A 15,281-nucleotide genomic window follows, 5' to 3' on the forward strand; every position below is an offset into this window, starting at 1 on the left:
CTTCGACAAGCTCAGCCCGAACGGGGTTTGGGGGCTCAAGTTTAAGCCATGATCCAGGCAATCGCCTTCTATCTCTTCGCCGGGGTGGTGATCCTCTCCGCCGCGATGACGATTACCGCCCGCAATCCCGTTCATTCGGTGCTGTGGCTGATCCTGGCGTTCTTCAACGCCGCCGGGCTGATGGTGCTCGCAGGCGCTGAGTTCATCGCGATGCTGCTGGTCATCGTCTATGTCGGCGCGGTCGCGGTGTTGTTCCTGTTCGTCGTGATGATGCTCGACATCGACTTTGCCGAGCTGCGCGCCGGGTTCGTCCGCTATGCCGTGTTCGGCCTCGCCATCGCGGTGGCGCTGGCGGCGGAGATCGTGATCGGCACGATGGCGTGGACCGCAGGCAAGATCGACCTGGCCAAGCGGATCGCGCCAGTCGACGCGGATACCGCGCTCGGCCAGGTGTCGAACGTTCAGGCGATCGGCATGCTGCTCTACAGCCGCTATCTCTATCTGTTCGAGGCCGCTGGCTTCATCCTGCTCGTCGCCATGGTCGGCGCGATCGTGCTGACCCACCGCAAGCGCGGCGGGGTGCAGACGCAGAATGTCTGGCGCCAGATCAACCGGCGTCAGAAGGACGCGACCCGCAACGTCAACCAGCCCGTCGGGCAGGGGGTGGAGCTGTGATCGGAATCACCCATTATCTCGTCGTTAGCGCGATCCTGTTCACCATGGGCGTGCTGGGCATTTTCATGAACCGCAAGAACCTCATCGTCATCCTGATGGCGATCGAGCTGATCCTGCTCAGCGTGAACCTCAACCTCGTCGCGTTCAGCGCCGCGCTGGGCGATCTGGTTGGTCAGGTGTTCGCGATGTTCGTGCTGACCGTTGCGGCGGGTGAGGCCGCGATCGGCCTCGCCATCCTTGTCATCTATTTCCGCGGCCGCGGCACGATCTCGGTCGACGACGTCAATCGGATGAAGGGCTGATGTCTTCGATCCATTTCATCGTATTCCTGCCGCTGCTGGCAGCGATCGTCGCCGGTTTCAGTAACCGCGCGTTCGGCACGGCATTCCCGAAGATCGTCACCACCGGCGGCCTGTTCGTCGCGGCGATCCTCAGCTGGATGACGTTCATCCCGTTCCTCAACGGCACGGCCGAGCCGCAGGTCATCAAGGTGCTGACCTGGATGAACTCAGGCGATCTGATGGTCGACTGGGCGCTGCGCGTCGACAGCCTGACCGCCGTGATGCTGGTGGTGGTGACGAGCGTCTCGGCGCTGGTCCACCTCTACAGCTGGTCGTACATGGAAGAGGACCCGGATCAGCCGCGCTTCTTCGCCTATCTCTCGCTGTTCACCTTCGCCATGCTGATGCTGGTGACCGCCGATAACCTGCTGCAGATGTTCTTCGGCTGGGAAGGCGTGGGCCTCGCGAGCTATCTGCTGATCGGCTTCTGGTTCAAGAAGCCGTCGGCCAACGCCGCCGCGATCAAGGCGTTCGTGGTCAACCGCGTGGGTGACCTTGGCTTCATGCTCGGCATCTTCGGCGTGTTCCTGGTGTTCGGCACCATCTCGATCCCCGAGATCCTTGAAGCTGCACCGGGTATGGCCGGCAGCACGATCGGCTTCCTCGGCTATCGCGTCGATACGCTGACCGTGCTGTGCCTGCTGCTGTTCGTCGGTGCGATGGGCAAGTCGGCGCAGCTTGGCCTGCACACCTGGTTGCCCGACGCGATGGAGGGCCCGACCCCGGTGTCGGCGCTGATCCACGCGGCGACGATGGTCACCGCGGGCGTGTTCATGGTGTGCCGCCTGTCGCCGCTGTTCGAGCAGGCGCCGATCGCGCTCGGCTTCGTCACCTTCATCGGTGCGGCGACCTGTCTGTTCGCCGCGACAGTCGGCACGACGCAGACCGACATCAAGCGCGTGATCGCCTATTCGACCTGTTCGCAGCTCGGCTACATGTTCTTCGCCGCGGGCGTCGGCATGTATGGCGCGGCGATGTTCCACCTGTTCACCCACGCCTTCTTCAAGGCGCTGCTGTTCCTGGGTGCCGGCTCGGTCATCCATGCGATGCACCATGAGCAGGACATGCGGTACTATGGCGGCCTGCGGAAGCACATCCCGGTCACCTTCTGGACGATGATGGCGGGCACGCTCGCGATCACTGGCGTCGGCATCTACTGGCTCCATGCCGGGTTCGCGGGCTTCCACTCCAAGGACGCGATCCTTGAGGCGGCCTATGCAGCCGGTGGTGGCGGTCAGGCGGCGTTCTGGGTCGGCGTGTTCGCCGCACTGCTGACCAGCTTCTACAGCTGGCGCCTGATGTTCCTGACCTTCTGGGGCAAACCGCGCTGGACGCAGTCGGAGCATATTCAGCACGCGCTGCATGACTCGCATCATAACGATGACGCCCATGGCCACGCGGTCGCGCATGCGGAGAACCCGCCGGCGCAGGAAGATGCGGGCCATGAACCGCACGTCCATGGTCCGAGCGCGCATGAGACTGCAGACGGCACCGGCGGATATCATCCGCACGAAAGCCCGCTGCCGATGATGATCCCGCTGATCATCCTGTCGATCGGCGCGGTGTTCGCAGGACTCGCGTTCAACCAGTATTTCATCCAGCCCAACAGTGGTGAAATCTTCTGGAAGGGCGCGGTCGCGTTCGATACGCACCTTGCGCACGCGATGCACGAAGTGCCGTTGTGGGTGAAGCTGTCGGCGAGCATCGTCATGCTGCTCGGTCTGTTCGGGGCGTGGGTTGCGTACATCAAGTCGCCAACCATCCCTGCGCGCTTCACCGCGACCTTCTCGCTTCTCTACAAGTTCCTGCTGAACAAGTGGTATTTCGACGAGCTGTACAATGTGCTGTTCGTGAAGCCCGCCTTCTGGTTCGGCCGCCTGTTCTGGAAGCGGGGCGATGAGGGCCTGATCGACCGGTTCGGCCCGAACGGCTCCGCTGCGGCGGTGAAGTTCGCGGGCGTGTGGAGCGCCAAGCTCCAGTCGGGATATGTCTATAGCTATGCGTTCGTCATGCTGATCGGCCTGACCGCAGCCGTTACCTGGGTGATCACGCGATGAGCGGCATTCTCTCCCTGATGCTGATCGTGCCGCTGGTGGCGGCGATCACATGTCTGTTCGTCAGCGCCAATCAGGCGCGCTGGATCGCGCTGGGCGCGACGCTGGTCGACCTCGTTCTCGGCGGCGTGCTGTGGGCGAATTTCGAGATTGGCGGGCCGCAGTGGCAGTTCGTCGAGCATTATCCGAACCTGTTCGGCGTGTTCGGCTGGTCGCTGGGCATCGACGGCTTTGCGCTGCTGCTGATCATGCTCAGCGTGTTCCTGATGCCGATCTGCATCGGCGCGAGCTGGGAAGCGATCAACAAGCGCGTCCAGGAATATATGGCCGCGTTCCTGATCACCGAAGTGCTGATGATCGGCACCTTCGCGGCGCAGGATATCTTCCTGTTCTACGTGTTCTTCGAGGCCGGCCTGATCCCGATGTTCCTGATCATCGGCATCTGGGGCGGCGCGAACCGCATCTACGCGAGCTACAAGTTCTTCCTCTACACGCTGCTCGGCTCGGTGCTGATGCTGATCGCGATGATGTACATGACCATCACCGCGGGCACGACGTCGATCCCGGAGCTGATGGCGTATGACTTCCCCGCCGGGGTCCAGACCTGGCTGTGGCTGGCGTTCTTCGCGAGCTTCGCGGTGAAGATGCCGATGTGGCCGGTCCACACCTGGCTGCCCGACGCGCACGTGCAGGCGCCGACCGCAGGGTCGGTGATCCTGGCGGGCGTGCTGCTGAAGCTCGGCGGCTATGGCTTCCTGCGCTTCTCGCTGCCGATGTTCCCGGAGGCGTCGGCGCAGCTGATCTGGCTGGTGTTCGGCCTGTCGTGCATCGCGGTCGTGGTCACGTCGCTGATCGCGCTGGTGCAGAGCGATATGAAGAAGCTGATCGCCTATTCGTCGGTCGCGCATATGGCGATCGTGACGCTGGGCCTGTTCACCTTCAACCGGCAGGGCATCGAGGGCGCGATGATGGTGATGCTGGGCCACGGCCTGGTGTCGGGCGCGCTGTTCCTGTGCGTCGGCGTGATCTACGACCGTCTGCATACCCGTGAGATCGACCGCTACGGCGGCCTCGCGATCAACATGCCGAAATATGCGATCCTGTTCATGCTGTTCACGATGGCATCGGTCGGCCTGCCGGGCACGAGCAACTTCGTCGGCGAGCTGCTGGCGTTGATGGGCACGTACCAGGTGTCGACGCTGGCGACGCTGATCGCCACGACCGGCATCATTCTGGGCGCGGGCTATATGCTCTACCTGTACCGCCGCGTCGTGTTCGGTGATCTGACCAAGGACGACGTCAAGGCGATGCCGGACCTGAACAAGCGCGAGATGGCGCTGCTGGCGCCGATCGCAGCGGCGGTGCTGTGGATGGGTGTGTACCCTGAGAGCTTCCTCGCCCCGATGCGTGCCGACGTTGCGACGTTGCTGGCGCGGATCGAGCGGGCGCGTCCGGCGGGCGACAGCCTGCCGACCCCCGGCAATCCCGCTGCTGCCAAGGCTGCGCATGCGCCCGAGCATAAATCTGCCGAGCATGGAGCGGCACACTGATGGACTACGGCCTGCAACTTTCGATGGTCCTGCCCGAGATTGTCCTCTCGGTCGGTGGGCTCGCTTTGCTGATGGTCGCCGCATGGGGTGGCCCAGCGGTTTCGCGCGCGGTGAGCTGGGTGTCGGTCGCTGTGCTGATCGGCGCAGGCATCGCGCTGACCGGCAACGCCTCCTCCGGCGGCCTCGCGTTCGACGGCCTGTATCGCGCCGACCTGTTCTCGGCCTATGCCAAGGCGCTGATCTTCTTCGCCGCGGCGATTGCGATTATCATCGCCCCGCGCTTCTTCGCGCGCACCAGTGGTGAGGATCTGCGCCCCGAATATCCCATCCTGATCCTGTTCGCGACCGCGGGCATGGGCATGATGGTATCGGCCAACGACCTGCTGACGCTCTATGTCGGGCTCGAGCTGAACAGCCTCGCGTCCTACGTTCTCGCCAGTTTCATGCGCCGCGATGTGCGCTCGGCCGAAGCGGGTCTGAAATACTTCATCCTCGGCTCGCTCGCCTCGGGCATCCTGCTCTACGGCATCAGCCTGGTCTATGGGTTCAGCGGCACCACGGTGTTCGGCGACATCGCGTCGGCCTATGCTGCGGGTGAGAATATGGGCCTGTTGTTCGGCCTGGTGTTCGTGTTTGCTGGCCTCGCGTTCAAGATGTCGGCGGTGCCGTTCCATATGTGGACCCCGGACGTGTACGAAGGCGCACCGACCCCGGTGACGACCTTCTTCGCCAGTGCCCCCAAGGTGGCGGCAATGGCACTGTCGGTCCGCGTCGCGATCGAGGCGATGGGTCCGGTGACCAGCGACTGGCGCCAGATCGTGATCTTCGCCGCGCTCGCCTCGATCGTGCTCGGCGCGGTTGCGGCGATCGGGCAGACCAACATTAAGCGGCTGCTGGCTTACTCTTCGATCAACAATGTCGGCTTCGCGCTGATCGGCCTTGCCGCCGGCACCGCAGAGGGCGTGGCGGGCGTGCTGACCTACCTCACCATCTATGTGGTGATGACGCTGGGCAGCTTCCTCGTCGTGCTGCAGATGCGCGACACCGAGGGCCAGCCGGTCGAGACGATCGCCAGCCTGTCGGGCTTGTCGCGCACGCGTCCGGCGCTGGCAGCGGCGCTGGCGATGTTCATGTTCAGCCTCGCGGGCATCCCGCCGCTGTTTGGCTTCTGGGCCAAGTTCGCGGTGTTCGAGCCGGCGGTGAAGGCTGGGCTGTTCCCGCTCGCAGCGATCGGTATCGCGGCGTCGGTGATCGGGGCGTTCTATTACCTCAAGATCGTCAAGACGATGTACTTCGACGAGCCCGCACCGGCCTATGCCAAGGGCGACAGCGCGCTTGAGGGCGGTCTGATCGCCGCAGCGGCGGTGTTCGTCTCGCCGCTCGGCTATCTGCTGATCCCGGTGCTCGGCGCATGGTCGATGGCGGCGGCGCGGACGCTGTTCTGATCCGCGTCGTCCCGGAGACGGGTTCCACCAATGCCGACATGCTGGCGCTCGCTGCGGCGGGCGCGAGCGAAGGGGCCTGGTTGCGTGCGGAGCGCCAGACTGCGGGCAAGGGGCGACAGGGCCGGGCGTGGGAATCGCCGGTCGGCAATTTCTACGGCAGCACGCTCGTCCGCTTGCGCCCGACCGATCCGTCCGCGCCTACGCTTGCGCTGGTCACGGTCGTTGCGCTTGAGGAGGCTGTCCGCGTCTTCCTCCCCACCGACGCGACGATCAAATGGCCCAATGACCTGCTGATCGACGGCGCGAAGCTGTCGGGCGTGCTGCTCGAGCGCGCCGGCGATGCGGTCGTGGTCGGGATCGGCGTCAACCTGGCGCATCATCCCGACCTGCCCGATCGCCCCGTGACGAGCCTTGCCGCGCAGGGCGTTGCGGTCGCCGCCGCGACGTTTGCCGAGGTCTTGGCCGAGAGCTTTTCACGCTGGCTATCGCGCTGGCGTGGCGAGGGACTGGACCCGATCCGCCACCGCTGGCTCGACCGCGCGCACCCGACCGGCACTGCACTCACCGCGCGCTTGCCCGACGGCACGGCCCATGACGGCCTGTTTGACGGCCTGACCGGCGACGGCGCGCTGATCCTCCGCTTGGCCGATGGATCGCGGCATGTCATTCATGCTGGCGACGTCTTCCTCATCTGAAGGACCAATTCATGCTGCTCGCGATCGACGCCGGCAACACCAACATCGTTTTCGCGCTCGTGCAGGGGCGCGAGATCAAGGCGCGCTGGCGGATCGCCACCGATCCGCGCCGCACGGCCGACGAGTACGCCGTGTGGCTGAGCCAGCTGCTCGCGCTGGAGGGCTATGAGCGCGGAGTCGTTACCGGCGTCATCATCGGCACGGTCGTCCCGCGCGCGCTCCACAATCTTGAGGTGTTGTCGCAGAAATACTTCGGCTGCACCCCGTTGGTCGCCGGGCGCGACGGCTGGCCGATCGCGCTGGATGTGGAAGAGCCGCAGAGCGTCGGCGCCGACCGCGCGCTCAACATCATCGCCGCGCATGAGAACCATCCCGGTGACCTGATCGTCGTCGACTTCGGCACCGCCGCCACGTTCGACGTCGCCGACTATACCGGCGCATATAAGGGCGGGATCATCGCGCCGGGCATCAACCTGTCGCTCGACGCGCTGGTCACCGCCGCCGCCAAGCTGCCGCGCATCGCGATCGAGGCGCCCGCCAACACCAGCGTTATCGGCCGCAATACGGTCGATCAGATGCACATCGGCATCTATTGGGGCTACATCGCGATGATCGAGGGGCTGGTCGCGCGGATGAAGGCGGAGATCGGTCGCCCGGTAAAGGTGATCGCCACCGGCGGCCTGGCGGTGCTGTTCGAAAAGCAGACCGATGCGTTCGACGTGATCGAACCTGACCTGACGATTCAGGGGCTAGCGATGCTGTGGGAGCGGTCGCGGGCATGATCGTTTGATCGCTGGCGCATATCCCACTAACGCCGTTTGGCCTGAGCCTGTCGAAGGCCTGTTCCCGCCATCACGTTCGCGGCACAGCCCTTCGACAGGCTCAGGGCAAATGGCCGTTTATCAGACTGGAAACATGTGACCCCCGGTAAAGAACTCCTCTTCCTCGCGCTTGGCGGCTCGGGCGAGATCGGCATGAACGTCAATCTCTATGGCTGTCAGGGCAAATGGATCATGGTCGATTGCGGCGTGATCTTTGGCACACCCGACTATCCCGGCATCGACCTGATCCTGCCCGATCTGCAGTTCATCGAGGAGCGGCTGGACGATTTGCTCGGCATCGTGCTGACCCACGGGCATGAGGATCATATTGGCGCGCTGCCCTATCTGGCGGGCGAGCTGGACGTGCCGCTCTATGCGACGCCGTTCACCGCCGGCCTGATCCACGGCAAGCTGGACGAGGAGGGCATTGCCGACCGCGTCGAACTGAACGTGGTGCGCGAAGAGGAGCCGTTCCAGATCGGCCCGTTCGGCATCCGCTACCTGCCGCTGGCGCACTCGATCCCTGAGGGGAATGCGGTACTGATCGACACGCCCTATGGCCGCGTGTTCCACACCGGCGACTGGAAGATCGACGACACGCCGGTGATGGGCGGCGCATCGACCGCCGCGGAACTGACCGCAGTGGGTGACGAGGGCGTGCTCGCGCTGGTGTGCGACTCCACCAACGTCTTCAACCCCGAAGCCTCGGGCTCCGAGTCCGCCGTGCGGGAGGGGCTGGACGAGGTCGTCGCGGGCATCAAGGGCCGGGTGCTCGTCACCACCTTCGCCTCCAACGCCGCGCGGTTGCAGACGCTGGGCGAGGTCGCGAAGGATACCGGCCGCGCGATGTGCGTTGCCGGGCGCTCGCTCGACCGCATCCTGCGCGTTGCCAAGGCGACCGGCTATCTGCGCGACTTCCCCGAGACGGTCGATTTCGAGACCGCGATGAAGCTGCCGCGCGACAAGGTGATGATCATCGCCACCGGCGGCCAGGGCGAACCGCGCGCCGCGCTCGCCCGCATCGCCGACGAGACGCATCAGCTGAAGCTCGAATCCGGCGACACCGTCGTATTCTCGTCCAAGCAGATCCCCGGCAACGAAATGGCGATCGGGCGCATCATGAACGTGCTGGCGGGCAAGGGGGTCGAAATGATCACTGACCGTCAGGCGTTCGTGCACGTCTCCGGCCATCCCGGCCGCCCGGAACTCGCGGCGATGTATGACTGGATCCGCCCGGACATCCTCGTCCCCGTCCATGGCGAAATGCGCCATATCGCGGAGCAAGCCCGCTTTGGTCGCGCGCATGGCATCCCCAGTGCGGTGGTGCAGAATAATGGCGAGATCATCCGCCTGGCGCCCGGCAAGCCGAAAAAGGTCGGAAATGCCCCAGCCGGACGGCTGGTGCTCGACGGCGACGTGATCCTGCCAGCCGATGGCACGACGATGAACGAACGGCGCAAGCTCGGCCTCTATGGCCAGATGTCGGTCGCGGTGGCGCTCAAGGCCAATGGCAAACTCGCCGGCCAGCCTGAAGTCACGATCCAGGGCGTTCCGGCCGAAGAGGATCGCGACGGGCTGATCACCGATGCCAGCGCGGCGGTGGCCAAGGTGGTGGGCGAAGCGCGCGGCGGCGACCGCGACAAGCTGCGCGAGCAAATCCGGCTTGCCGCACGGCGCGTCGCGGTGCGCTACACCGGGAAGAAGCCGGTGATGGACGTAATGCTCATCGAGGTGTGATGGAATGAACTGGTTCAGCGCGCTCGCGATTTACTTCCTGTTCTGGTTCCTCGCCTTGTTCCTGGTGCTGCCCTTCTATGCGCGCACCGGGGTCGAGGCGGGGGACCCGATGGTCAAGGGGCAGGCCGAAAGCGCGCCGCAGCGCTTTCAGGCGGGGCCGATCGCGAAGTGGACGACGATCGTCGGCACGGCGCTGTTCGCGGCCTTCTACCTCAATTACGTCAACGGCTGGATCACCGCCGACATGCTCGATTACTGGAACTGAGGCGCGGGCAGGTCGAGCGCGTAGAAGCGGTTGAAGTCGGTTTCGACATAGCCGGCAAAGGGCGGGCAGGGGGCAAAGCCATAGCGGCGATAGAGGGCGTGCGCGCCCTCGAACAGCGGACCCGTGCCGGTTTCCAGCTTGAGCGCAGTATAGCCCCGGTCGCGGGCGAGGCCGGCGATATGGTCGAGGATCGCGAACCCCACACCCCGCCCGCGCGCGGCGGCGGTGGCGCGCATCGATTTGACCTCACCGGTCAGCGGATCAAGTTGCTTGAGCGCCCCGACGCCGAGCAGCGTGTCGCCATCCCATGCGCTCAGGAAGGTGATGTCCGGGGTCTTCAGCCCCGACAGGTCAAGGAAATGGCAGGTGCCCGGCGGCGAATGATCCGACATTTCCCGCGCGTGCAGTTCGAGCAGCGCGATGATCTGCGGATCGTCGAGGTCTCCTTCGTCAATTCGCATCTGTTATTTTGCCCGTTCGATTGGGCACTTTCCGGCTCGCCATTGGACAGCGCGGAATGTTGCGATGCGTTTCCAATATGCGCGAGCGGCGGGATAGTCAGGGGGTCGGTCGGCGTCTTTCGCGATCGCGGCCTCATGCCTGGAAATTGCATCTTGGCATGCACCAATCGCGGCTTCCGCGACCGTAGTGGCATCGTCGGGCGCTTTGGATAATCGCGCAGCCCAGCGATCTACACAGGCAGTCACGTTCTGCGGATCATTAGCAGGCAAGTCGATGTTATCCATTTTGACCGCGAGCGCGCCGCATATCCGGCTATCGCCGTTATCGCAGGCCGCCAAAGTGAGGGCCAGGAGAAGGGCTGCAGCGCGCCTCATGCGAGTAGCTCCTCTAAATCTCGTCGATCATCCCTGCCAGCGTGTCTAGGCACGCATGCGCGAGCGCCTTGCACCGCTCCGGCGACCAGCCGAACTCCGCGTCAGGGCTGGGATCGTGGTCCTTGAACGGCATTTCCAGCGTCATCGACACCGCGCCAAAGCGCCCGGCGAGCTGGTTGGTCGACATCGACAGATTGGCCTGCCCGGGAGCGGACTTGTCATAGCCCTTTTCAAGCTGGAACAGCGGCGTCGCGGCGGCGAGGCGGCGGCCGAATTCGTAATATTTCTCGCCCTGCGCATCGGTCCAGCTCGGGATGCCTTCGAATCCGGCAAGGAAATTGGCCGGGATCGCTTCGTCGCCATGCACGTCCATCGCGAAATCGACGCCGGTCTCGTCCATAGCCGCGCGGACGAGGAGGACCTCGGGGCTCTGCTCCATCGTCGGGGCATGCCATTCGCGGTTGAGGTTCACGCCCGCCGCATTGGTGCGCAGATGGCCGCGGAAGCTGCCGTCCGGGTTCATGTTGGGGACGATGTGGAACGTCGCCTTGGCCCGCAGCGCCTGTGCGGTGGCGTCCGCGGGGTTGGTCAGCTTCTCCAGCGCACCCTCGGCCCACCATTCCGCCATCGATTCGCCGGGATGCTGGCGGGCATAGAGCCATACCTGCTTAGGCCCCGTGCCGAGCGTCAGCAGGTCCATCGCGCGCCCGTCGAGCGTCTGACCCAGTTCACGATGCATCACGCCGGGCTGAGCGGCCATGCGCGCGATCAGGTCGGCATGGCGCTCCATCGTATAGGGCGCGAAATAGGCGAACCACGCCACGTCGCTGTCGAAGCTGTGCGTGAAGCTGAATACGCCATCGGCATAGGCGCCGTCGGTCAGCCGCCATGCGTCACGATCGGTGCTGACCCGCGCGCGATAGCCTGGCCAGCCGAACGCATAGGCCGCCTTGCCCGCGTTCAGAATGCGGAACGTCAGCGTCCGCCCCTTCGCCCCCGCCACGCGGAAGTGGAACCACTGGAAAAAGTCGGACTGGTGGTCGGCGACGATCTCGACATCGACGGTGTCACCGTCGATGTCGATGAGGCGGATGTTGCCGCTGTCAAAGGCGGCGTTCAGCTGGATGGTCATTTGACCGTGATAGTGATCCCCGACTGGCCGGGAAAGCCCTTGAACAGCGCATTTGACAGCTTGGTGGCCGTGTCCCCCGGCTGGGTGCCATCGCTTGCACCGAGCGCCTCGGTCATCGCCTTGCCCTCCCAGATCACGGTGTTGTCGCCGCGCCGGCGGAGCTGGACCGACAGTTCGGAGGCATAGATCGTCTTGGTCTTGCTGCCGATCCCGACGCTGGCCCCGCCGCCGACGCCGACATTGCCGCCAAAGCTGCCACCGCCAAGGCCGATGGTCACCGGTGGACGCGTGCGGACCTGGCCGCGATCGGTGCGGCGGAAATCGACGGTGGCGAGATAGTCGGCCTTGGCCGAATCGGGCGCAGCGGCGAATCCCATGCCGCCCATCGTCGTCGCGACCGCGTCGAGATACAGTTGTGCCTCCGGCCCGACCGCGCCGCCGCTCACCGGTTGCACCGCCAGTGTTCCCGCCGGGATCGGCTGGGACAGGTGATAGCGCGTCACATCGACCGGCGCAGAGCCGCCCATGGTGGTGGAACAGCCCGCCAGAGCGACTGCGGACAGGGCGAGGGCAAGCATTGCACGGGTCTTCATCGGACACATCCTCCTGCCGTGCACACGCCACGGCTCAGCGACTGAACATCGTTACGAGGATGCGGGTTCCGTTGCCAAGCTTTCCTTGACTTGCCGACGCGTCCCGACTAGGCGGGCGCCTCTTTTCCGGCACCCGCCACAATTCAAGATAGTAGAGAATCGGTCATGAAGATCGTGAACAGCCTGAAGTCGCTCAAGGGGCGTCACCGCGACAACCGCGTGATCCGTCGTCGCGGTCGCGTGTACGTCATCAACAAGACGCAGCGTCGCTTCAAGGCCCGCCAGGGCTAATCCCGGCGCAGGCGAACGGGGACGTGCGCGCCGTTATCTTCGATATCGGCAACGTCCTTTTCACCTGGCACCCGCGCTATCTTTACGAGCGCCTGATCGGTGACGATCGGGCGCTCGAAGCGTTTGTGCGCGATGTCGTCACGCTCGACTGGCATTTCCAGCATGATGCCGGGCGCGACTTCGCCGACACCTCGGCGGAGCTGATCGCGCGCTATCCGCAGCATGCCGACCTGATCGCCGCATGGGGGCCGCGCTTCAATGAAAGCGTCGGCGGCCCGGTGCCGGGGATGCACGAGCTGGTCGCAGAGCTGGATGCGGCGGGCGTGCCGCTGTTCGCGATCACCAATTTCAGCCACGAATTCTGGCCGCCCTTCCGTGCGGAATGGCCGCAGCTGTTCGACCGCTTCCGCGATGTCGTCGTCTCGGGCGACGAGAAGCTGGTGAAGCCCGACCCCGCCATCTACCACCTCGCGCTCGCCCGTTTCGGGCTGGAGCCGGGCGAGGCGGTGTTCATCGACGATAATGCCGCGAATGTGGATAGCGCGCGGGCGCTGGGGATCCGCTCGGTGCTGTTTACCGAAGAGGCCGACGCCCGGCGCGAACTGGTCGCAGCCGGCCTGCTGGACTGAATTGCTCCATACGTGTACACTGCGTACACAATTGGAGAGTCGCGATGAAGATGTCTGTTCGCGAAGCCCGTGCCCATTTCGCCGCAGCGATCGAGGCCGCTGAGCGTGGCGAGCGCGTGACCATTACCCGCAATGGCGAAGCAGTGGCGGAACTCGGGCCGGTTCAGAAGCCTTCGAAAGAGGGGTTCTGGGAACGCAACGCGCGCGTGCGCAAGGAAATGGGCCTGGACAAGGTGAAGCTGGACTATCCGCTCGACGAGAAATGGCTGGAGGAGTTCAATGACCCGGCCTGGACCCGCGAATTGTTCGGACCTGACTATTATGATGATGAGCCCGAGCGCACGTGAAGCTGCTGATCGATACGCATGTTCTGATCTGGCTTGCGCGGGCACCGGACCGGCTGACCGTAGCGGAAGCGGCTTTGTTTGAAGAGAGTGAGACACGTGTGCTGGTTTCGGCAGTGTCGATCTGGGAACTTCGGCTGAAATGGGGTCCCAGCGGTGCGGCGCGGCGGAGCGAATTGCTCGATCCCGCCGCTGCACTTGCGTTCGTTGAGAAGGCCGGGTTTGAACTCAAGCCGTTGACGCCGACCGATTGCGCGACGTCACTCGTGGCGCCGATCGCGCATCGCGACCCGTTTGACGAGCAGTTGCTGATCCACGCGCAGGTACTTGGCGCGCGGCTGCTGACGCGCGACCGGCTCCTCACCGGTCACCCGCTCGCCCTGTCGGCTTAACTCCGCCCCTTCAGCTCGTCGCCGACGATCGTCACGACGTGCAGCACATTGGTCGACCCCGGCGTGCCGAACGGGACGCCGGCGCATACGACCACGCGGTCGCCGCCCTTGGCGATGCCGTGGCGCATCGCCATGCGCTTGGCCTTGGCGACCATGTCTTCGAACGAATCGACATCGCGGGTGTGCACCGCGTGGGTGCCCCACAGCAGGCCCATGCGCCGTGCGGTCTCTGCCTTGGGGGTCAGCACCAGGATCGGCACCGACGGGCGCTCACGCGCGATGCGGCGGGCGGTGGAGCCCGACATGGTGAAGCAGATGATCGCGCTAGCCGACACATTCGCCGCGATCGTCTTGGCCGCTTCGGCAAGCGCGTCGGCGGTGGTGGGATCGGGCTTCATCACGGTGAAGTGCACGCGGTCGCCATGCGCCGGATCGCGCTCCACCGAATCGGCGATCGCGTCCATCATCGTCACCGATTCGATCGGCCACTGACCCGCGGCGCTCTCGGCCGACAGCATGATCGCGTCGGCGCCGTCATAGACCGCGGTCGCGACGTCCGACACCTCGGCGCGGGTGGGGGAGGGCGAGGTGATCATCGATTCGAGCATCTGCGTCGCGACGATCACCGGGCGGCCCATGCGGCGCGAGGTTTCGACGATGCGCTTCTGCATCGGGGGCAGGTTCTGGGGCGGCAGCTCGACGCCCAGATCGCCGCGCGCGACCATCACGCCGTCGCATGCCTCGACGATTTCATCGAGCCGCGCGACCGCGCTCGGCTTTTCGATCTTGGCAAGCAGCGCCGGGCCGTCCGGTCCGATCAGGCGGCGCGCCTCGGCCAGATCCTCGGGCCGCTGCACGAACGACAGCGCGATCCAGTCGACCTTCTGTTCGACCGCAAAGGCGAGGTCGCTGCGGTCCTTCTCGGTCAGCGCGGCCATCGGCAGGACCATGTCGGGGACGTTCAACCCCTTGGAATTGGACAAGACCCCGCCGACCTCGACCCGCGTGTCGATGTAGCCGACGCCATAGCCGGTGACGCGCAGCACCATCTTGCCGTCGTCCAGCAACAGCCGCGCGCCCTCGGTCACCGCCTCGAAAATCTCGCGATGGGGTAGTTCGACGCGGGTCGCGTCGCCCGGCGTCGGGTCACGGTCGAGGCGGAAGGATGTGCCGGTCGCCAGCGTCACCTTGCCCTCGGCGAACTTGCCGACGCGCAGCTTCGGTCCCTGAAGGTCGGCGAGGATCGTGGTCGGGCGGCCGGTCGTCTTCTCCAGCGCGCGGATCGCCTGGATCACCGGGATCTTCGATTCCTGGTCGCCATGGCTCATGTTGATGCGGAAGGCGTCGGCGCCCGCGGCATGGAGCGCGGCGATCATCTCGGGCGCGTTGCTGGCGGGGCCGAGCGTCGCCAGAACGCGCACCTTGCGCGACCGCGGTGCCATTGCCTTCGTCATCGCCGAATTCTCCATGTCTTGTCTGTG

The 15,281-nt window shown here is 65.1% G+C and carries 18 protein-coding genes; 13 read left to right on the forward strand and 5 right to left on the reverse strand.

What is annotated here, in order from left to right; translation table 11 throughout:
- Positions 1–48: 48 nt before the first annotated feature.
- The 9 genes from VGN66_RS13395 (at position 49) to VGN66_RS13435 (ending at position 9,583) form a co-directional block, all read left to right on the forward strand.
- On the forward strand, positions 49–675 hold the full coding sequence (locus tag VGN66_RS13395; protein WP_224922313.1) for an NADH-quinone oxidoreductase subunit J: 627 nt from the start codon (positions 49–51) through the stop codon (positions 673–675).
- Complete coding sequence (nuoK, locus tag VGN66_RS13400) at positions 672–977, forward strand: NADH-quinone oxidoreductase subunit NuoK (protein WP_224922312.1); 306 nt, start codon at positions 672–674, stop codon at positions 975–977. Before VGN66_RS13395 ends, nuoK begins: the two co-directional genes overlap by 4 nt.
- Positions 977–3,073, forward strand: a complete 2,097-nt coding sequence (gene nuoL / locus VGN66_RS13405) for an NADH-quinone oxidoreductase subunit L (protein WP_327519300.1) — start codon at positions 977–979, stop codon at positions 3,071–3,073. Before nuoK ends, nuoL begins: the two co-directional genes overlap by 1 nt.
- The gene (locus VGN66_RS13410) at positions 3,070–4,620 is read left to right on the forward strand and encodes an NADH-quinone oxidoreductase subunit M (RefSeq protein WP_327519301.1); all 1,551 of its coding nucleotides are present in this window, start codon (positions 3,070–3,072) and stop codon (positions 4,618–4,620) included. The genes nuoL and VGN66_RS13410 overlap by 4 nt, the downstream gene beginning before the upstream one ends.
- Positions 4,620–6,065 (forward strand): NADH-quinone oxidoreductase subunit NuoN, encoded by a 1,446-nt coding sequence (nuoN, locus tag VGN66_RS13415; RefSeq protein ID WP_327519302.1) that lies wholly within the window; start codon positions 4,620–4,622, stop codon positions 6,063–6,065. The genes VGN66_RS13410 and nuoN overlap by 1 nt, the downstream gene beginning before the upstream one ends.
- A complete protein-coding gene (locus VGN66_RS13420; RefSeq protein ID WP_327519303.1) occupies positions 6,032–6,760 on the forward strand; it encodes a biotin--[acetyl-CoA-carboxylase] ligase in 729 nt (242 codons plus the stop codon). The genes nuoN and VGN66_RS13420 overlap by 34 nt, the downstream gene beginning before the upstream one ends.
- A gap of 11 nt (positions 6,761–6,771) precedes the next feature.
- Positions 6,772–7,542, forward strand: a complete 771-nt coding sequence (locus tag VGN66_RS13425; RefSeq protein ID WP_224922308.1) for a type III pantothenate kinase — start codon at positions 6,772–6,774, stop codon at positions 7,540–7,542.
- Positions 7,543–7,677: 135 nt separating this feature from the next.
- A complete protein-coding gene (locus VGN66_RS13430; protein WP_327519304.1) occupies positions 7,678–9,318 on the forward strand; it encodes a ribonuclease J in 1,641 nt (546 codons plus the stop codon).
- Between the two features lie 4 nt (positions 9,319–9,322).
- Complete coding sequence (locus tag VGN66_RS13435; protein WP_327519305.1) at positions 9,323–9,583, forward strand: DUF1467 family protein; 261 nt, start codon at positions 9,323–9,325, stop codon at positions 9,581–9,583.
- Here the strand turns inward: VGN66_RS13435 and VGN66_RS13440 are convergent.
- From VGN66_RS13440 to VGN66_RS13455, 4 genes are read right to left on the reverse strand one after another with little or no spacing between them, the layout of a single operon-like run.
- Positions 9,571–10,044: a GNAT family N-acetyltransferase gene (locus VGN66_RS13440; protein WP_327519306.1), complete on the reverse strand. Its 474-nt coding sequence runs from the start codon at positions 10,042–10,044 to the stop codon at positions 9,571–9,573. The two genes, VGN66_RS13435 and VGN66_RS13440, sit on opposite strands and share 13 nt — an antisense overlap.
- A gap of 3 nt (positions 10,045–10,047) precedes the next feature.
- A complete protein-coding gene (locus tag VGN66_RS13445) occupies positions 10,048–10,419 on the reverse strand; it encodes a hypothetical protein (protein ID WP_327519307.1) in 372 nt (123 codons plus the stop codon).
- Positions 10,420–10,432: 13 nt separating this feature from the next.
- Positions 10,433–11,551: a M14 family metallopeptidase gene (locus VGN66_RS13450; RefSeq protein WP_327519308.1), complete on the reverse strand. Its 1,119-nt coding sequence runs from the start codon at positions 11,549–11,551 to the stop codon at positions 10,433–10,435.
- Positions 11,548–12,144, reverse strand: a complete 597-nt coding sequence (locus VGN66_RS13455; protein ID WP_327519309.1) for a DUF4136 domain-containing protein — start codon at positions 12,142–12,144, stop codon at positions 11,548–11,550. Before VGN66_RS13455 ends, VGN66_RS13450 begins: the two co-directional genes overlap by 4 nt.
- A gap of 165 nt (positions 12,145–12,309) precedes the next feature.
- On the opposite strand from VGN66_RS13455, the gene ykgO reads away from it, so the two are divergent.
- The 4 genes from ykgO to VGN66_RS13475 are packed head-to-tail and all read left to right on the forward strand — an operon-like array spanning position 12,310 to position 13,800.
- A complete protein-coding gene (gene ykgO / locus VGN66_RS13460) occupies positions 12,310–12,435 on the forward strand; it encodes a type B 50S ribosomal protein L36 (RefSeq protein WP_066575973.1) in 126 nt (41 codons plus the stop codon).
- Between the two features lie 23 nt (positions 12,436–12,458).
- Positions 12,459–13,064, forward strand: coding sequence for an HAD family phosphatase (locus tag VGN66_RS13465; RefSeq protein ID WP_327519310.1), 606 nt, complete (start codon positions 12,459–12,461; stop codon positions 13,062–13,064).
- Positions 13,065–13,108: 44 nt separating this feature from the next.
- Positions 13,109–13,411, forward strand: a complete 303-nt coding sequence (locus VGN66_RS13470) for a type II toxin-antitoxin system prevent-host-death family antitoxin (RefSeq protein ID WP_327519311.1) — start codon at positions 13,109–13,111, stop codon at positions 13,409–13,411.
- Complete coding sequence (locus tag VGN66_RS13475; protein WP_327519312.1) at positions 13,408–13,800, forward strand: type II toxin-antitoxin system VapC family toxin; 393 nt, start codon at positions 13,408–13,410, stop codon at positions 13,798–13,800. The genes VGN66_RS13470 and VGN66_RS13475 overlap by 4 nt, the downstream gene beginning before the upstream one ends.
- Here VGN66_RS13475 and pyk read toward each other — a convergent pair.
- Positions 13,797–15,254, reverse strand: a complete 1,458-nt coding sequence (gene pyk, locus VGN66_RS13480) for a pyruvate kinase (protein WP_327519313.1) — start codon at positions 15,252–15,254, stop codon at positions 13,797–13,799. The two genes, VGN66_RS13475 and pyk, sit on opposite strands and share 4 nt — an antisense overlap.
- Positions 15,255–15,281 lie beyond the last annotated feature (27 nt).

Origin of the sequence: Sphingomonas sp., assembly GCF_035998645.1 — a bacterium.
Taxonomy (GTDB): domain Bacteria; phylum Pseudomonadota; class Alphaproteobacteria; order Sphingomonadales; family Sphingomonadaceae; genus Sphingomonas.